Source organism: Halobellus ruber, assembly GCF_014212355.1.
GTDB lineage: Archaea > Halobacteriota > Halobacteria > Halobacteriales > Haloferacaceae > Haloquadratum > Haloquadratum rubrum.
On the sequence record NZ_JACKXD010000003.1, the window covers coordinates 510781 to 526366 of the forward strand.

Genomic DNA, 15586 nt, shown 5'->3' on the forward strand with positions numbered 1-15586 from the left:
CCACGCCCCGCGTGACCTGACCGTCGCCCCACGCCGGCGAGCGGGTGTCCGGTACACCGGCGTGGGGGCTGTCGTACCGGCTGTTCGCCCCGAAGGAGTCGTCAGCTTCCGGTGGGTCGCCACGGCCTACCGCCACCGCCGTCCCCGACTCCCGGTCAGCCCCGGACGTTCTCCCCGACCGCGTCGCCGACGAACGCTCCGTCCTCGTAGACGACGGTTCCCCGGACCATCGTCAGCGACGGGAAGACGCCGGTCATCCCCTCGAACGGCGTCCACCCGCACTTCGAGTGGAGGTCGTCGCCGCGGATCTCCCGGGTCCGCTCCGGATCGACGAGCACCAGATCGGCGTCGTTCCCCGCCGCGATCCGGCCTTTCGCTGGAAGGTCGAACACGTCTGCGACGTTCGCGGCCGTGACGTCGCGGACGCGTTCGTAGGTGATCTTTCCTCGGCGCGCCCGTTCGAGCAGGAGCGGCAGCATCGTCTCCACCCCGGGGACGCCGCTGGGGGCGTCACATAGCGAGGTCTCCTTCTCCGCGATCGTGTGCGGCGCGTGGTCGGTGGCGACGATGTCGATCGTCCCGTCTCTGAGCCGCTCCCACAATGCCTCGCGCCTGGCTTCGCTCCGGAGCGGCGGGTTCATCCGGCCGTAGGTCCCTAGTTCGGTCGCGTTCTCCCGGGAGAGAAACAGGTGGTGCGGCGTCGCCTCGCAGGTCGCCCCGCCGTCGGCCGCGGCGTCGACGCCCTCAGGCGTGCTGGTGTGGGCGATGTGGATCTCCGCGCCGGCGGCCGCGCCGATCTCGACCGCCTGCTCGACGGCCGCTGCCTCCGCCGCCGCGGGCCGGTACTGGCTCCAGCGGGCGGCGTCGGCGTCGCGGCCGACCTCCCCCGCGTCGCTGTCACGAGCCGTCTCGTCGAACCGGGTCGCGTCCTCCGCGTGGACCGTCACTGTCACGTCCGCGTCGGCGGCGCGGTCCACCGCCGCCGCGAACCGGTCTGTGTCGATCCCCATCCCGCCGGTCGAGTCCGCGAGGAACACCTCCCCGAGCGCGAACAGCGGCCGGTCGAGGAGGCTGTCCGGGTCCCACTCCTCGGTAACGCCGCCGTTGATCCCGTAGTCGACGTGTGAGGCGGCCGCCAACTCGGCCTTCCGGTCGAACGCCTCGCCCGTGATCGTCGGCGTCGCGGTGTTGGGTTGGTCGACGACGGTCGTCACGCCGCCCGCCGCGGCGCTCCGGGAGCCGGTCGTCCAGGTTTCCTTGTGAGCGTCGCCGGGCGCCCGAAAGTGGACGTGCGCGTCGATCGCCCCCGGTAGCAACAGCCGCCCGTCAGCGTCGACGACGCGGTCTGCCGGGGCTGGATCGGCGGTGTCGGCGACCGCGGCGATCGTTCCGGACTCGACCCGAACGTCGCATCGGCGGCCGTCGGCGAGCCGCGCGTCACGGAGGAGTGTCGACATACCCGGGCCTCAGCGGGCGGCGACCTAAACGCGGCGGTTCGGGTCGGTGCCGGGGAGGGGGTTATCCGTCGTCGAGCAGTGACGTCACGTCGATCGGATCACGTTTCAGCCCGCTACAGAAGGCGTCGAGGAGCGCGTCGACGACCGGGTCGGGAGCCGCGGTGCTGCCGCTGCGGGCGACGCTGCCGACCGAGTCCGGATCGAACGGGACGCCGAGCGCCTCGTAGATCGGATCGAGGACGGCCGCGATCGCCTCGTGGTCCGTCGTGATCACGATCCCGGAGACGAGCGCCGCGTCGCGGCGAACGCGCTGTGCGATCCCGGCGATCTTCCCGTGTGCCTGGACGGAGTGCTCGCCGGGACAGAACGCGGCGTCGGGCTCGCCGCGGCGGGCCGGGACGCCGAGCGTCCGGAGCGCACGGACGACGCCGGACGTTGCGGCGTCGTACCGCGCGCCGATGCCGCTCCGGGGGTCGGGCGTCGGGATGGCCGCGGCAAACGCCACCGTCGTGCCGCTGTAGGCGACCGCCCGACCGCCGACGCTCCGCTCGATCGGCCGGTAGCCGTGCTCTTCGGCCGCAGACCGGGCGCGATCGTACCCCTCCTCGCGCGCGTCGCGCCGTCCGAACGCGACGTGTCGGTGTGGCTTCCAGGCGCGGACGACAGGCGTGGACTCCCCCACGGCCACCCGGAGGGCCGCGTCAACGGCCGCCCGGTCGGCGTTCGGATCGGCGGCGCGCCCGCCGACGACACGAACCCGTTCGGTCTCGGGACGGATCTGCTGGATCACGTAGCGTCGCGTAGGGGCCGACGCATCTAAGCGCTCCCGGTCCGCGGACCCGGTATGGCCGGTGATCGGGAGTGAATCCGGACGGTGCCGAGGCGGGTCAACCACGGTCGCAGGAGGCGGCGACCCGGGATGGCACGATCCGGCTCCCGCCGTCCGTGGTCCACGGGTACCGGCGGTTCTCGCTGTACAACTCGCCGTACCCCGCCCACGATCGCGGCTGTGCGATCGACCTCTACCCGGCGGACAGTCGGGGGCGTTCGCCCGTGGCCGGCGAGGTCGTAGCGACCCGGACCGTCCGTGCGCCGCCGAAACCCTACGCGGCCGACGAGGAGTTCCTGATCCTCGTCGACATCGATGCCGACCGGACGGGGCTCCGGGTCGACAGACCGATCGACGAGGGGATCGTCGCGCGAATTCTGCACGTTCGACCGGAGGTATCTCCAGGCGACGTCGTCGACGTCGGCGACGACCTCGGGCCGATGGTCCGGTCGGGGTTTTTCGCCCCCTGGGTCGGGAACCACGTCCACGTGGGGTTCCGGCGATCCGAGCAGAACCTTCTCCGTGCGGGCGGGTCCCTGCCGGTCGAGGCGGCCGTCGACGTCGAACCGCTGACCTGGGACGGCGTCGGAACGGTGACCCGGACCGGCGACACGTACGCGGTGCTCGACAGCCCCACCCATCCGGCCCCCGGAGAGCGGTTCGCCGGGATCGCCGGGCTGGTCGGTGGGGAAGCGGGAGCCGGGACGGCGGGCGAGGAAACGCTGACGGTCCTCGACGGCGGACTCGCCCACTACACCGGGGGTGGACTGCCGGGCCGGACGGTCGCAGCCGGAGCCCCGGAATCCACCACTGTCACCCTTCTCGGCCATCACCTCGGGGACGCAACCGGCCGCGACGTGGCGTGGCGCGACGTCGACGTCCTCGCGAACGGCGACCGGATCACGGGACTCTCGCTGTTCGCGGCGCGCGACCCGGCGTTCGGCGCGAAGCTCGTCTGTCCCGACCGCGAGTTCGACGTCGGCGACGCGGTGAGGGTAACCGTCCGCGACAGCGACGAGCCGATCCGGCTGGGGTGACCGGGGGACGGCGTCGGACCCTCACTCGAAGGTGATCTCCTCGCGCCGGGTGACCTCGCCGAACAGCCACGCGGCGTGATCGAGGGCGTACTCCCGGTGGTCGGGGTCGATCGCGCCGATCGCGTCCTCGACGAGCACCGGCCGGTAGTCCCGAAGCCCGGCGCTGCCGGCGGTGTGGAGCACGCAGACGTTCGCGAGCGTCCCACAGACCAGGAGGTCGTCGATCCCGCGCGCGGAGAGCCACCCGTCGAGTTCCGTCTCGTAGAACGCGTCGTAGGTGTGCTTCTCCACGACGTGATCCGACGGCTCGACCGCGAGGTCCTCGACGATCTCTGCCTCCCACGACCCGTCGAGGACGTGCTCGCCCCACCGCTCGAACTCGTCGTAGTAGTGGGCGTCCTCGAACTGCTCCGGCGGGTGGACGTCCCGCGTGAAGACGACCTGTGTACCCGCCTCGCGGGCGTCGTCGAGCAGCGCGGACACGTCGTCGATGGCGGCCTCGCTGCCCGGCGCGTGGAGGCTCCCGTCGGGATGGCAGAAGCCGTTCTGCATATCGACGACGATCACCGCGGTTCGCTCGGGATCGAACGGATCCGGGCTCATAATCGGGAGTCGGGGTCGGATCGACAAATGGTTTCGGTCCCCCGGAGCGGAAAGCTACTTGCCCGTGTGGCCCATCACGCGGACAATGACACACCGACGCGGGCTCGTCGCCGTCGCGCTGGCTGCTCTCCTCGTGCTCGCGGGGTGTAGCGCCCCCGCGTTCGAGCCGCCGACTGCGTCGGCACCGGCCGGCGGCGAGGCGATCGCGACCCCCAACGCCGACTTCGACGACCCCGAGAGCGACGTCCTCGGGTGGGAGGACGGCTACTGGTACAACGAGTCGATCTCGGTCGACCAGTCCGACGGCCTCACCGACGCGGAACTCCGGGCGTTCGTCGGGCGGGCGATGGCCCGCGTCGAGTACATCCGCGGGAAGGAGTTCCGGCAGCGCGTTCCCGTCTCGATCCTCTCGCGGGAGGAGTACCGGAACCGCTCCGGCGGCTCCGGCAGCTCGGGCGGACAGAGCGACTACCAGCGGTGGAACGACCAGATCTGGGAGGCGCTTTTCGTCACCGGCGAGTCCCAAGAGAGCGGGGAGGTAATCAGCGACACCAGAAGCGCCGCGGTCGCGGGGTTTTACTCCGCCCGTGACAACGAGATCAAGGTCATCACCGACGCCCCGGAGTCGCCGACGATCAACAACGCGACGCTGGTCCACGAACTCGTCCACGCGCTGCAGGACCAGCATTACGACCTCACGAGGCCGAAGTACGGCGGCGACACCCAGGACAAGCAGCTCGCGGTCGACGGGCTGATCGAGGGCGACGCGAACTACGTCGAGCGGCGCTACGCCCAGCAGTGCGGCGCGGCCTGGGACTGCGTGGCGACCCCGGAGCGTTCGGGCGGCGGGGGCGGCGGTGGCGGCGACTCCAACCTGGGGATCCTGCTGACCATCTTCCAGCCGTACTCCGACGGCCCCGTCTACATCGGTAACCTCGTCGATCTCGGCGGGTGGAACGCCGTCGACGAGGAGTTCGAGACCCCGCCGGAATCGACCGAGCAGATCATCCACCGCACCGACGAACAGCCGGTGCCGATCGAGTACCGCGACCGCGCCCGCAACGGCTGGGAGACCTTCCCCGGGCAGGGCGTCGATGGCTCCGACACCGTCGGCGAGGCGTCGATGTACGTGATGTTCTGGTACCAGGCCCGGACCGCCGGCGCCGACACCATCGGCCCGCGGTCGATCAGCGACACCGAGGGGCCGTACGACGTCTACAACTACGCCGCCGAGCCCTCCGCGGGCTGGGGGAACGACCGGCTGTTCCCCTACCAGAAGGGCACCGGGTCGAGTGCGGAGTACGGCTACGTGTGGGTGACCGAGTGGGACTCCGAGGCGGACGCCCGCGAGTTCCGGCGGGCCTACCGGGCGATCCTCGAAGCCCAGGACGCCGAGCAGCGCGCGGAGAACGTCTACGTGATCCCCGACGGCGGGTTCGAGGACGCCTTCAGAGTCACCCGGTCGGGCACGCGGGTGACGATTGTCAACGGGCCGGCGACCGAGGACCTCGACGACATCCGGCCGCGGCGGTCCTGACCCGGGAGCGACGCCCTCAGAGCGGTCCTGCCTGGAAGCGACGTTCCGGACCGCACCGCCACTGTCCCGAAGCTGTTGAAGACGATTGGCTTTCGGAGCATCGCGACGAACGAACGCGTTTTTCAATCCACCCCGCGAACGCGGGCGTATGGAGTTCGACATCGTCGGTCCCGACGCCATCCGTGAGGGGTCGGCGACCGACGCGTACTTCGATCGGACGGAGACGACGCTCCGTCACGCGGGGCGGAACCCGAGGGTGATCGCGGAGGTGACCGCCGACCAGTTTCCCGACGGGTGCTACGAGCTGCTGTCCGGGGTGCGGGACGCCGCGGCGCTGCTTTCCGGGCGGGACCTGGCCGTCGACGCCGTTCCGCCGGGGCGGCTGTTCGACGGCGGGCCCGTGATGCGGATCGAGGGCGACTACCTGGAGTTCGCGCGGCTGGAGACGTCGCTTCTGGGGTTTCTCTCCCACGCCTCCGGGATCGCGACCGCCGCGCTCGACGTGCGGCGGGCAGCCCCCGACTCCCTCGTGCTCTCCTTCGGCGCGCGGCACGTCCACCCCTCGATCGCGGCGGTCGTGGAACGCGGCGCGCTCACAGCCGGGCTCGACGGCTTCTCCCACGTGGCGGGTGGCGAAGTCCTGGGTCGTGAAGCCGGCGGGACGATGCCGCACGCCCTGGTGCTCTGTTTCGGCCGCGGCAACCAGGAGGAAGCGTGGCAAGCGTTCGACGAGGCGGTCGGCCCCGAAGTCCCGCGGGTGGCGCTGTGTGACACTTTCGACGACGAGGCCGACGAGGCGCTCCGGGCCGCCGAGACGCTCGGCGACCGGCTCGACAGCGTGCGGCTCGACACCACCGGCTCCCGGCGCGGCGACTTCCGGCACATCATCCGGGAGGTCCGGTGGACGCTCGACGCCCACGACCACGACGGCGTCGGGATATTCGTGTCGGGCGGGCTCGGCCCCTCGGACCTCCGTGACCTCCGGGACGTCGCCGACGGGTTCGGTGTCGGCGGCTACGTCTCCAACGCCGACCCGGTCGACTTCGCGCTCGACATCGTCGAGATCGACGGGGACTCGGTCTCTAAACGCGGGAAACTCCCGGGCGTCAAGCAGGTCTACCGGACGCCCGACGGCGGCCACCACGTCGGGCTCGCCGGGGAGGCGGGCCCCGACGACGCCGAGCCGCTCCTCCGGCCGCTGCTCCGGGACGGCGAGGTCGTGGCCGATTTCGACCTCGGGATCGACGCGGCGGCCGAGCGGGCCGCCCGCGATGCGGAGTCGTGCGGGTACGGGAGCGAGTGAGGGGCGGCGCGGCTCAACGCGTCGCGAGGTCGGTCGTGTTCAATTACGCGATAGCGGGTGAAGGAACCGCTGGTGGGCGGGAACGGAAGGGGTCGCGCTCTCGACGTTGACGCGCGACGTGAGGACCACAACGGAGTGAGGACCGTCGTTCGAGAGGGCGAAGTCCTCTCGTGACCACGAAAGACGCTGCGTCTTTCGAACGACAGCGAGGGCATCGAGTCGAGAGCACGGGGGCTTCCGCGGTCGTCACGTCGTGCGAGATTGTGGCCGTTCGTGAGCAGTAGCTACAGTTCCTCGACGCTGCCGCCGTCGGCGCGCTCCCGGAAGACCTGTCCCTCGAAGAGGGTGACGGTCGAATCGTCGTCCTGCCACGCCAGCGGCGAGAGCCCCGCCTTCCGGCAGGCGTGGGTGAGGAACTGCTGTTCGTTCCACCCGTTCTCGGTCGGGATCGTGGGGTAGAGCCACCCGTGGCTGCCGTCCTTGTCGATAACGACGCCGTGTGTCCCCAGTTCGATGTCGTCGAGGGGGTCGTCAGTCTCGGCGTAGTCGCAGACGATGCAGACCGACACGGTGAGGTTCGAGAGCTCGGGCTGTTCGATCTCCGAGCCACAGGAGTCGCCGGAGGCGGCCTGGATCGCGGCGTCGACGACGGCGTGGCCCAACTGGTCGTTGCCGCGGTAGGCGCCGGCGCAGCCCCGGAGTCGGCCCCGACCGCGCGTGGATCGGATCCGGACGAACGCCCCAGTCCGGGCGTAGAACGCGTCCCGCATACTGCCGGGCTGTTCGCGTTGGCCGTGTAAGACGTACGATTCGACCGACTCACGCGCTAGCTCGACCGCTCTCGCCCCATCGTCGTACGTAAGACGAACGGTCTGCGCCTCGGACATACCCGTATTCAGACGCTCACACGACTTGAACGCTTCCCTTCCATTTCGGGGGTAGACGGCCGCAACGGTTGGTTCGGAGCAGGTACAGTCAGCCGACGGTAGCAGTTGCGTACGCGCCGTTATGCGCTGCATACGCACACCGGAGCCGGCGTGGACGCACATCGGGCCCGATGACATTGTATCCCGGCGACCCGACGTGAAATCCGACCGCGGGGGCCGCGGAGCGACCGGCGTTACGTGTCGGCGTAACATACAATTCGCTGGCGGTGGTAGTCCGACAGCGATGCTCGACGACACCCTCCAGTATATCGTTGCGACCCTCCTGATCGGCGGCGGGATCGTCGGAGTCCTCGCCGACCTCGTCGGGGTCGAGACGGTGCCGCCGGCGTACTTCGCCGTCGCAATCGGCGCCGGCAGCGCCGCGATGCCGGGGTCGTGGTCGCCGGTCTGTTGGGTCAGGTCGCAGCTCTCGGCGCTGCGCCCGTGACCGACCGAAGGCTTATCCGACTCTCCCGCCTCTGATCGATCGGCAGAGAGAGCTCGGCTCCCGTCGGTCCCCGGACCGATGAGGAAAGTCCCCCCACCGTCCGGACGGGCGACCCGGCGCAAGCCGGGAGTCGGAGACGGCTGGCTCTGGAACAGAAACGACACCCCTCGGCCCGACCGATGAGACGCGAGCGGCCGACGCCGCTCGGCGCAAACGGGGCGACCCGCGAGCGCGCGACCCGACCCGCAAGGGGAGGAAGCTGACCCGTCGAGGGCCGCGCGGCCGCGGAACGCGAGCGGGCGACCCCGCCCGCGAGCCGACGGCCGAGAACGGATGGAACGGCGAACCCTCGCCGGTGCAAGGCCGCGCCGCAAAGGTAGTCCGGACAGGGCGCGGCTGCTCAGCCGAATGCCGAGCCGAACAGAAGGGGGCTTACTCCTCTCAGCCGCTCACGTCGCGAGCGGCGGCGCCGTCCGTTCCGACCCCGATCGGGGTCCGAACCTTCTTTCCCCGGTCGCGCCACACTTCCGTTATGTGGAACCGATCGCCGTCGGTCGCCGCCGCGGTGGCGATCGCGGTCGTGGTCGTCCTCGCGGGGTGTGCCGGCCCCGCCCTCGACGCGCCGGGGACGGCCCCGGCGCCGACCGGCGTCGACGCGTCGACCGAGGCGTCGGGGGCGGCCGCGGCGACGTCCGCCCCGTCGACACCGACACCCACGGGGGCCGGGGAGCGGGCAAACCCGTGGGGCTCGGAGCCGGTGGTGATCGCGATCGCGGACCGCGCCGGCACTGATCGCGAGTGGGCGCCGCTGGTGCGCGAGGCCGCGGCGTTCTGGGAGGCCAAATCCGAGCGGTTCGCCGGGTTCCCGACCGACTACGAGGTCCGCCCGGACGCTGCCGACCCCGACCTCGTGATCGAGTTCGTCGACACCGTTCCGGAGTGTGACGGCGCGAGCGACGCCGCGGGGTGTGCGCCGCTGCTCACCGACAGCCGCCAGGTCGACCGGCCCGAGACGGTGTCGGTCCGGACCGGCTTCGCCGACGGTTCCACGGTGACCGTGATCGAACACGAACTCGGCCACACCCTGGGGCTCACCCACGACGACCCCCCGGCGGCGGTGATGGCCAGCCGGATGGTGCTCTACACCGAACCGCTGCCGAACGCGACCGAACGCGAGTTCGCGTGGGACGACGCCGAGTTCACCGTCTACGTCGACGCCGAACGCGCCGGCGACCCCGCGGGCTTCCGCGAGCAGGTCCGGCAGGCGCTGGAGTACTACGAGGACGACCCGCCGGGGATGCCCGCGAACCTCACGTTCACGCCCGTCGACGACCCCGAGGACGCCGAGATCGTCGTGCGGCCGGTCGAGACATCGCCGTGCGGGTCGGGGGCGGCGTCCTGTGGCGGCACCGCCGGGTGGGATCCCGACGGCGACGGCGAAGTCGAGACCTACTCGGAGCTTCGGGTTTCGCTCGTCGACCTCGACAAAGACGCCGTCGGGTGGCACGTCGGCTACTGGCTGGCGTTCGCGTTCGGCGCCGAACCCGACTCCGAGAAGCCCCCGCCGTTCCGCGACGCCTCCTACGAGGAGCGGCGGAGCGCGTGGTGGGAGTAGCGGGGAACGGCTGGCCGCCACGACCGGAACGGCGGCGCCGACACACACCGGCGGCGGACTCTTGGCCCTGGGCCGCGAACGTCCAGGTATGAACGGCACAGGTGACAGCGACACGCCGCTCGAAACCGCCCCGTTCGGCGCCGAGGAACTCGTCGAGGCGTTACGCGCGGCGTTCGACGGCGAGGACGCCGAGCACCGGGTCGTCGCGAGGCAGGCGCGTGACCTCGCCGACGCCGGGATCGTCGCCGAGGACCGCGGGGAACCCCTCACGGTCGCGGAGATCGTCCGGAACCTCGGTGACGCCCCCGAGGACTCCTCGGTCGCCGACCGGTGGAACTGGTGGCTGGGCGCGCTGGACGCCGCCTACGGCGGCTACCGGGAGTTCGAGGTCCGGGCGGTCCCGCGGGAGGAGTAGGGTCGGTGGGACGCACAGGAGCCTCGCCCCGTTGTCCCGCTACCCGACGGTGATGGTCTCCCCGACGTCCGGCGCCGCCGTCGTGAAGCCCTCCCCGCTCAGTTCGGCCGCAAAGTCGACACACCGGTCGCCGTGGTTGACGACAATCTCGCTGTCGGCGTAGTCGGCGAGGAACGACCGAATCCCCGCCCGGTCAGCGTGCGCAGAGAAGTCGTACTGTTCGACCTGTGCGGCCACCGGCATCACCCGGCCGTCGATCTCGGCGCTGCTGGTTTCGAGGAGGCGTCTCCCCGGGGTGTCCTGGACCTGATACCCCGTCAGCGCGACCTTGTTCGTCGGGTTCGACCGGATCTCGGGGATGTACGTCATCGCAGGACCGCCGGAGAGCATCCCGCTGGTGGTGACGATCGCCGCCCGCTGGTCGGTGATCCGCGTCCGTTGCCCGTCGCGGCCGGTGACGAACCGCGCGTGAGAGGTCGCCCGCCGGAGCGCCTCGGCGTCGCGGACGAACTCGGGGTACCCCCGGAGCATCCGCGTGACCCGCTTGCCCATCCCGTCGACGTAGCAGGGGATGTCGTGGGCGTCGCAGACGAGCAGCAACTCCTGGGTGCGCCCGATCGCGAACGCCGGGACCACGACGGTGCCGCCCTCCCAGAGGGTCTCCTCGACGCTCCGGGCGAACCGCGCCTCGATCTCGTCGCGGGAGTCGTGATCGACGTCGGAGTAGGTGCTCTCACAGACCACCACGTCGGCGTCGGGGCGGGCGGTCGTCCCCGTGACGAGCCGCTGGCCACGGATCGGCTCGCCGGAACGATCCGTGCGGCTCGCGAGAGCGTCGCTTCCGCCGCGGTCGTCGGTGTAGAAGTCGCCGGTGTAGAGCAGCCGGGTGTCGCCGTCGTCGACGAGCACGTGGGCGCTGCCGGGGATGTGGCCGGCGTTGTAGAGCGTGACCTCGTGGCCGGCGGCGGTGAACGGCTCCCCGTAGCCGTGGGCCTCCGAGACCCCGCGGACCCGCCGGAGGTCGGTCTCGGTGAACGGACACTGCATCGTCCCGCCGTGGAGCTTCAGGGTGTCCTCCGCGAGCGTCACGGCGAGTTCCCGGGTCGGCGGCGTCCAGTGGATCGGCGGCCGCGACTCGCCCGACAGCAACGCGGGAACCGCGCCGGCGTGATCCAGGTGGCCGTGGCTCACCACCACGGCGTCGGGGTCGGGGTCGGCAACCGGAAACCGCGGGGGCGTCCCCGCGAGCATCCCGTAATCCAGAAGCAGCGAGTCGTTGACGAGGATCGCGCTCCGGCCGACCTCGCGGGCGCCGCCGAGGAACTGGAGGTCCATCGTCCACACTACCGGTTCGGGACGTTTCGATTCGTCGGTTCGGCGTGGGCGTCACGGCAGGCACCGACGGAACGCGTGGGATGTGTCAGCGAAACACACTTGATTCAGAGACCCACAGTAGACACTACGATGGCCGCGAAGAACGTCACGGCACCGGGCGGAACGAACGGGCGCGCCGAAACCCTCTCGACGGGGCAGGAAGTCGACCTCCCGCTGTCGACGCACGCGACGATGACCGGGGTGGTCCTGTCTGCCGACCGCGAGGCCGTCGGGGAGCTGCTCCCCGAGGGGTTGACGCCGATCCGGGCCACGCCGGATCGCGCCGCGGTGACGTTTCTGTGCGTCGACTACGATCGGATCGGTCACGGCTCGGGCATCGAGCCGTACAACGAGTTCGGGGTGTTGCTCCCGGCCGTCCACGACGACTCCCGGACGCTGCCGTACGTCTCGGTGTTCACCCGCGGGGTGACCGGCTACGTCTGGTATCTCCCGGTCACCTCCGAGCCCGCGAAGGCGCTCGGCGTCGACATCTGGGGGTATCCGAAGGAGGTCGCCGACATCACGCACCGCGACGACGGCTCGACGCGCCGGACCTCGGTCACCGTCGACGGCGAACACCTCGTTGACGTGACGGTCGATCGGCCGCCGGCGTTCAGCCAGACCGACTCCGGGGTGAGCTACACGACGATGGACGGGCGGCTCCTCCGCGAGGAGCTGGAACTCGACGGGGAGATCGGCGTCTGGCCGTACAGCAGCAGTATCTCGTATACGCTGGGTGATCACCCGCGGGCAGAGCGGCTGAAACAGCTCGATCTGAGCGACCGCGCCCTGCTGCGGTTCGCGGCCGACACCGAGTTCGTCATCCACGAGGGCCGGCAGGTCGACACGCTCTGAGGCGCCGTCGGCCTCGTCAGTCGGTAGGGTCGCCGTCGCGTCCCTCGCCGGAGAGGTCGTCCGCGCGGAGGTCCGAACTCGCCTCCCGGACCTCCCGCATCACGCTTGAGATCCGCTCTTCGGCCTCCATCTCCTCCTCGACCGAGAGGTCGACGCCCTCGACCTCCAGCAGGAACTTCGCGATCTCGGTCACCTCGTACATCAGCTCGTCGAGCTCCTCGGCGGTGAAGAAACCCGACATCGCGCCGTAGAGAAACGTCGTCCCCGACATCCGGACCTTCTCCTCGAACGACGACCGGGCCTGGTTCACCGCCTGCGGGGTGTAGGTGTCGGTCATAAACGGCACCAGTTCGGGGAGGTTCTCGCCGATCTTGGTCATCTCGACGCCGGTCTCGGTTCGGAAGTCCGCACACAGCCGGGCGATCGCCCACTCGCGGGCGGTGATGTAGGTCCGATCCCGGAGGAAGTCGTTGACGCGGTCGTACTGGGCGCCGTCGACCTTCTTGAACCGGGCGTACTTCCGCACGTCGGTGGGGGTGTCCGACGGGGTGGGGCCGTCCCCGCTCGGCGTCGCTGAGTCGGTCGAGCCCGCTCCCGCGGAGCTTTTGACCCCGACCGGCGTCGACTCGTCGCGCGGGTCCGCGTCCGTCCCGGAGCCACTCGCCGATCCGGCGTCCTTGTCGGAACCGCCCTCCACTCCGGCGTCCCCGTCGGATCCCCCATTCGATCCGGCGTCCGACGCCGACGCGTCGGCGTCGGTCCGTCGCGGCTCCCCCGTCGACACCTCGGCGTCGTCGTCCATACTCCGGGGTGTCGCCCGGACGGCAAAAAGCGTTCCCTCGTACGGGGTGTAGCGAATTGCCGGGCATCGCCCACGCAGTTCGACGATGACCGGTAAGTGACTACGACCGTCCGTATCACGACCCCGACGCTTTTTCTACTCCCGCACCGAGGTCACGACGTAGAATGAAGGTCCTCCTGGGAATCAACGGCGGCGACGACTCCCTCCGGGCGTTGGAGCAGACGGTGTCGCGTGCGGCCGAGGCGGGCGACGACCTGACGGTCGCGATCGTCGACGACCCTCGCGCCGAGGGCTCGGTCGACGACATCGAGACCGAGGTCGATCGGGTGCTCGACGCCGAAGGGATCGGCGCCGAGATCCGGCACGTCGACGGCGACGCCGGGAGCGAACTCGTCACCATCGCCGAGTCCGAGGGGTTCGACCGGATCGCGCTCGGCGGCGGCACCACCAGCCCGATGGGAAAGATCCAGCTGGGCGCCACCGCGGAGTTCGTCCTCCTGAACTCCCACGTCACCGTGTCGCTGGTCAGATGAACCGGGACCGCAGCTACCCCGAGACGGTCGCGGGGCCGTTCGAGACCCCGCCGTCGACCTTCGAAGACCGCGAGGGACGCGAGATCGAACTCCGCCCCTACGACGGCGGCGACGACGAGTTCGAGGCGCTCGTCGAGATGTACGTCGCGTTCGACCCTGCCGACCGCGCACAGGGCATCCCCCCGGGCGACGAGGAGCGGATCCGGTCGTGGCTCGACGGCCTCATCGAGAAGGAGAGCCTCAACGTGATCGCGTGGGACGACGACACCGTGGCGGGCCACGCCACCCTGGTTCCGGACGACGACACCTACGAACTCGCGATCTTCGTGCTCCAGGCGTACCAGGAGGCCGGGATCGGAACCCGGCTGATGCGCGGGCTGCTCGGCTACGGCGGGGCCAACGGCGTCGACCGGGTGTGGCTCAGCGTCGAGCGGTGGAACAAGCCCGCGATCGGGCTCTACGAGAAGCTGGGGTTCGAGATCAGCGGCTCCGAGAGCTTCGAGATGGAGATGCGCGCGCGGATCGCGACAGAGGACTGAACGGTTCGGTGAGCTGTGAGGGAGCTACAAGTCGCAGTTAACGGGTCGGAACCGACTCCGGAAGCCCCCGCGCTCTCGACTCGATGCGCTCGCTGTGCTCCTCGTCGCTCACTTCGTTCGCTCCTGCGGTGCTTACTTCGCGCGTCTTCGTCGAGAGCGCGGCCCCTTCCAATCCCACCCACAGAGATTCTCCGGCTAGCATACGTGTAACTAAACACGAACGCGCTGAGCGGAGAAGACCGCCGACCCCGGCCTACACCGACAACACGGGCTGGCTGGCGTACAGGAGAACGTACTCGGCGGCCTTCGCCAGGACGCCGGAATCGGTCCCGGCGAGGGACTCCCGGGGGACCACCAGGAAGTCGGCGGCGACCTCCTCGGCGGTGTCGAGCACGACGCTACCGGGGTGTCTGAGCTTCATCGACGTTGAGAAGCCGTACGCGACCGACGTCGACACCGGGACGCCGCAGTCGTCGGCGAGTTCCCGCGCAGTCTCGACGATGGCCTCGCCGTCGGCGGCCACCCGGTCGTTGTCGACGTCCCCCGCGTCGATCGCCCGGACGATCTCGGCGTCGAGCACGCGGACGACGTGGAGGGTCGCGCCGTACTCGGCGGCGATGGCGGCGGCGTACGCGACCGCGTCGGTCGACTCCTCGCTCCGGTCGACGGGCGCGAGCACGACGTCGATGTCGAGCGGTCGGCGGGTCATATCCGCCCTTCCGCGGCCGGAGACAAAAAGCCCATCTCGTCGGTCGCAGTCGTGGAGCGGGCGACCGTTCGACGGGCTTTATTTCCCGTCGGCCGCAATTCCGGGGTATGTTCGAGACCATCGTGGTCGCCACCGACGGCTCCGGGAGCGCCCGCCGCGCGGTCGACGTGGCGCTGGATCTCGCCGAGCGGTTCGACGCGGCGGTCCACTGTCTGTACGTCGTCGACGAGGGGGAGGTGGCGTCGTCGCCGGAACGGCTCCGCGAGGAGATGCGGGCCGCGCTAGTGGACCGCGGCCGGGAGGCGGTCGCGACGGTCCGGGCGGCGACGGACCGCGCGGTGCGGACCGAGATCGAAACCGGGCGGCCGGCGTCGATCATCGAGGAGTACGCCCGGTCGGTCGGCGCGGATATGGTCGCGATGGGGACCCGGGGGCGCCACGGCGAGAACCGGTTTCTGGTGGGGTCGGTGGCCGAGCGCGTGGTCCGGACCTGTCCCGTGCCGGTGTTGACCGTCCGCCAGCTCGCCGCCGACGAGGACGCCGAGGAGCCGGTCGGGGAGCCCGGCCGGGCGTAACCCCACCCCCGGTCGACCCTCGCGGGTTT

17 protein-coding genes and 1 other RNA gene are annotated in these 15586 nt (G+C 70.6%); 11 read left to right on the forward strand and 7 right to left on the reverse strand.

Annotation, left to right across the window (positions count from 1 at the left end; all coding sequences use genetic code 11):
- Positions 1-155 precede the first annotated feature (155 nt).
- Together H5V44_RS10935 and H5V44_RS10940 are read right to left on the reverse strand one after the other, a co-directional pair.
- A complete protein-coding gene (locus H5V44_RS10935) occupies positions 156-1457 on the reverse strand; it encodes a dihydroorotase (protein ID WP_185193140.1) in 1302 nt (433 codons plus the stop codon).
- 61 nt (positions 1458-1518) lie between these two features.
- On the reverse strand, positions 1519-2247 hold the full coding sequence (locus H5V44_RS10940) for a lipoate--protein ligase family protein (protein ID WP_343067722.1): 729 nt from the start codon (positions 2245-2247) through the stop codon (positions 1519-1521).
- 71 nt (positions 2248-2318) lie between these two features.
- Between H5V44_RS10940 and H5V44_RS10945 the strand changes: the two genes are divergently transcribed.
- A complete protein-coding gene (locus H5V44_RS10945) occupies positions 2319-3323 on the forward strand; it encodes a hypothetical protein (protein ID WP_449271815.1) in 1005 nt (334 codons plus the stop codon).
- A gap of 21 nt (positions 3324-3344) precedes the next feature.
- On the opposite strand, the gene H5V44_RS10950 is transcribed toward H5V44_RS10945, so the two are convergent.
- A complete protein-coding gene (locus H5V44_RS10950; protein WP_185193141.1) occupies positions 3345-3926 on the reverse strand; it encodes a cysteine hydrolase family protein in 582 nt (193 codons plus the stop codon).
- 85 nt (positions 3927-4011) lie between these two features.
- Here H5V44_RS10950 and H5V44_RS10955 point away from each other — a divergent pair, with 85 nt between their 5' ends.
- Together H5V44_RS10955 and H5V44_RS10960 are read left to right on the forward strand one after the other, a co-directional pair.
- Positions 4012-5463, forward strand: coding sequence for an Hvo_1808 family surface protein (locus tag H5V44_RS10955; protein ID WP_185193142.1), 1452 nt, complete (start codon positions 4012-4014; stop codon positions 5461-5463).
- 148 nt (positions 5464-5611) lie between these two features.
- On the forward strand, positions 5612-6766 hold the full coding sequence (locus H5V44_RS10960) for a nicotinate phosphoribosyltransferase (protein ID WP_185193143.1): 1155 nt from the start codon (positions 5612-5614) through the stop codon (positions 6764-6766).
- Between the two features lie 284 nt (positions 6767-7050).
- Here H5V44_RS10960 and H5V44_RS10965 read toward each other — a convergent pair whose 3' ends face one another.
- Positions 7051-7653, reverse strand: coding sequence for a TIGR00296 family protein (locus H5V44_RS10965; protein ID WP_185193144.1), 603 nt, complete (start codon positions 7651-7653; stop codon positions 7051-7053).
- Positions 7654-7936: 283 nt separating this feature from the next.
- Between H5V44_RS10965 and H5V44_RS10970 the strand changes: the two genes are divergently transcribed.
- From H5V44_RS10970 to H5V44_RS10985, 4 genes are all read left to right on the forward strand, one after another.
- The gene (locus H5V44_RS10970; protein WP_185193145.1) at positions 7937-8140 is read left to right on the forward strand and encodes a hypothetical protein; all 204 of its coding nucleotides are present in this window, start codon (positions 7937-7939) and stop codon (positions 8138-8140) included.
- A gap of 41 nt (positions 8141-8181) precedes the next feature.
- An RNA gene (rnpB, locus tag H5V44_RS10975) (RNase P RNA component) lies at positions 8182-8587 on the forward strand.
- 85 nt (positions 8588-8672) lie between these two features.
- Positions 8673-9755, forward strand: a complete 1083-nt coding sequence (locus tag H5V44_RS10980) for a matrixin (RefSeq protein ID WP_185193146.1) — start codon at positions 8673-8675, stop codon at positions 9753-9755.
- Positions 9756-9843: 88 nt separating this feature from the next.
- Positions 9844-10170, forward strand: a complete 327-nt coding sequence (locus tag H5V44_RS10985; protein ID WP_185193147.1) for a hypothetical protein — start codon at positions 9844-9846, stop codon at positions 10168-10170.
- Positions 10171-10209: 39 nt separating this feature from the next.
- On the opposite strand, the gene H5V44_RS10990 is transcribed toward H5V44_RS10985, so the two are convergent.
- Positions 10210-11505 (reverse strand): MBL fold metallo-hydrolase, encoded by a 1296-nt coding sequence (locus H5V44_RS10990; protein ID WP_185193148.1) that lies wholly within the window; start codon positions 11503-11505, stop codon positions 10210-10212.
- Positions 11506-11634: 129 nt separating this feature from the next.
- Between H5V44_RS10990 and H5V44_RS10995 the strand changes: the two genes are divergently transcribed.
- Positions 11635-12399, forward strand: coding sequence for an acetoacetate decarboxylase family protein (locus H5V44_RS10995; RefSeq protein ID WP_185193149.1), 765 nt, complete (start codon positions 11635-11637; stop codon positions 12397-12399).
- 16 nt (positions 12400-12415) lie between these two features.
- On the opposite strand, the gene H5V44_RS11000 is transcribed toward H5V44_RS10995, so the two are convergent.
- Positions 12416-13201, reverse strand: a complete 786-nt coding sequence (locus tag H5V44_RS11000) for a DUF5806 family protein (RefSeq protein ID WP_185193150.1) — start codon at positions 13199-13201, stop codon at positions 12416-12418.
- 164 nt (positions 13202-13365) lie between these two features.
- Here H5V44_RS11000 and H5V44_RS11005 point away from each other — a divergent pair, with 164 nt between their 5' ends.
- Both H5V44_RS11005 and H5V44_RS11010 read left to right on the forward strand, forming a co-directional pair.
- Positions 13366-13734, forward strand: coding sequence for a universal stress protein (locus H5V44_RS11005; RefSeq protein WP_185193151.1), 369 nt, complete (start codon positions 13366-13368; stop codon positions 13732-13734).
- Positions 13731-14273, forward strand: a complete 543-nt coding sequence (locus H5V44_RS11010; protein ID WP_185193152.1) for a GNAT family N-acetyltransferase — start codon at positions 13731-13733, stop codon at positions 14271-14273. The genes H5V44_RS11005 and H5V44_RS11010 overlap by 4 nt, the downstream gene beginning before the upstream one ends.
- Positions 14274-14526: 253 nt before the next feature.
- Here the strand turns inward: H5V44_RS11010 and H5V44_RS11015 are convergent, their stop codons facing one another.
- Entirely contained in the window at positions 14527-14982 is a 456-nt protein-coding gene (locus H5V44_RS11015; RefSeq protein ID WP_185193153.1) for a universal stress protein, read from the reverse strand.
- A 107-nt stretch (positions 14983-15089) separates the two neighbouring features.
- On the opposite strand from H5V44_RS11015, the gene H5V44_RS11020 reads away from it, so the two are divergent.
- Positions 15090-15557 carry a universal stress protein gene (locus tag H5V44_RS11020; protein WP_185193154.1) on the forward strand — a complete coding sequence of 156 codons (468 nt, stop codon included), beginning with the start codon at positions 15090-15092 and terminating at the stop codon, positions 15555-15557.
- Positions 15558-15586: the final 29 nt, after the last annotated feature.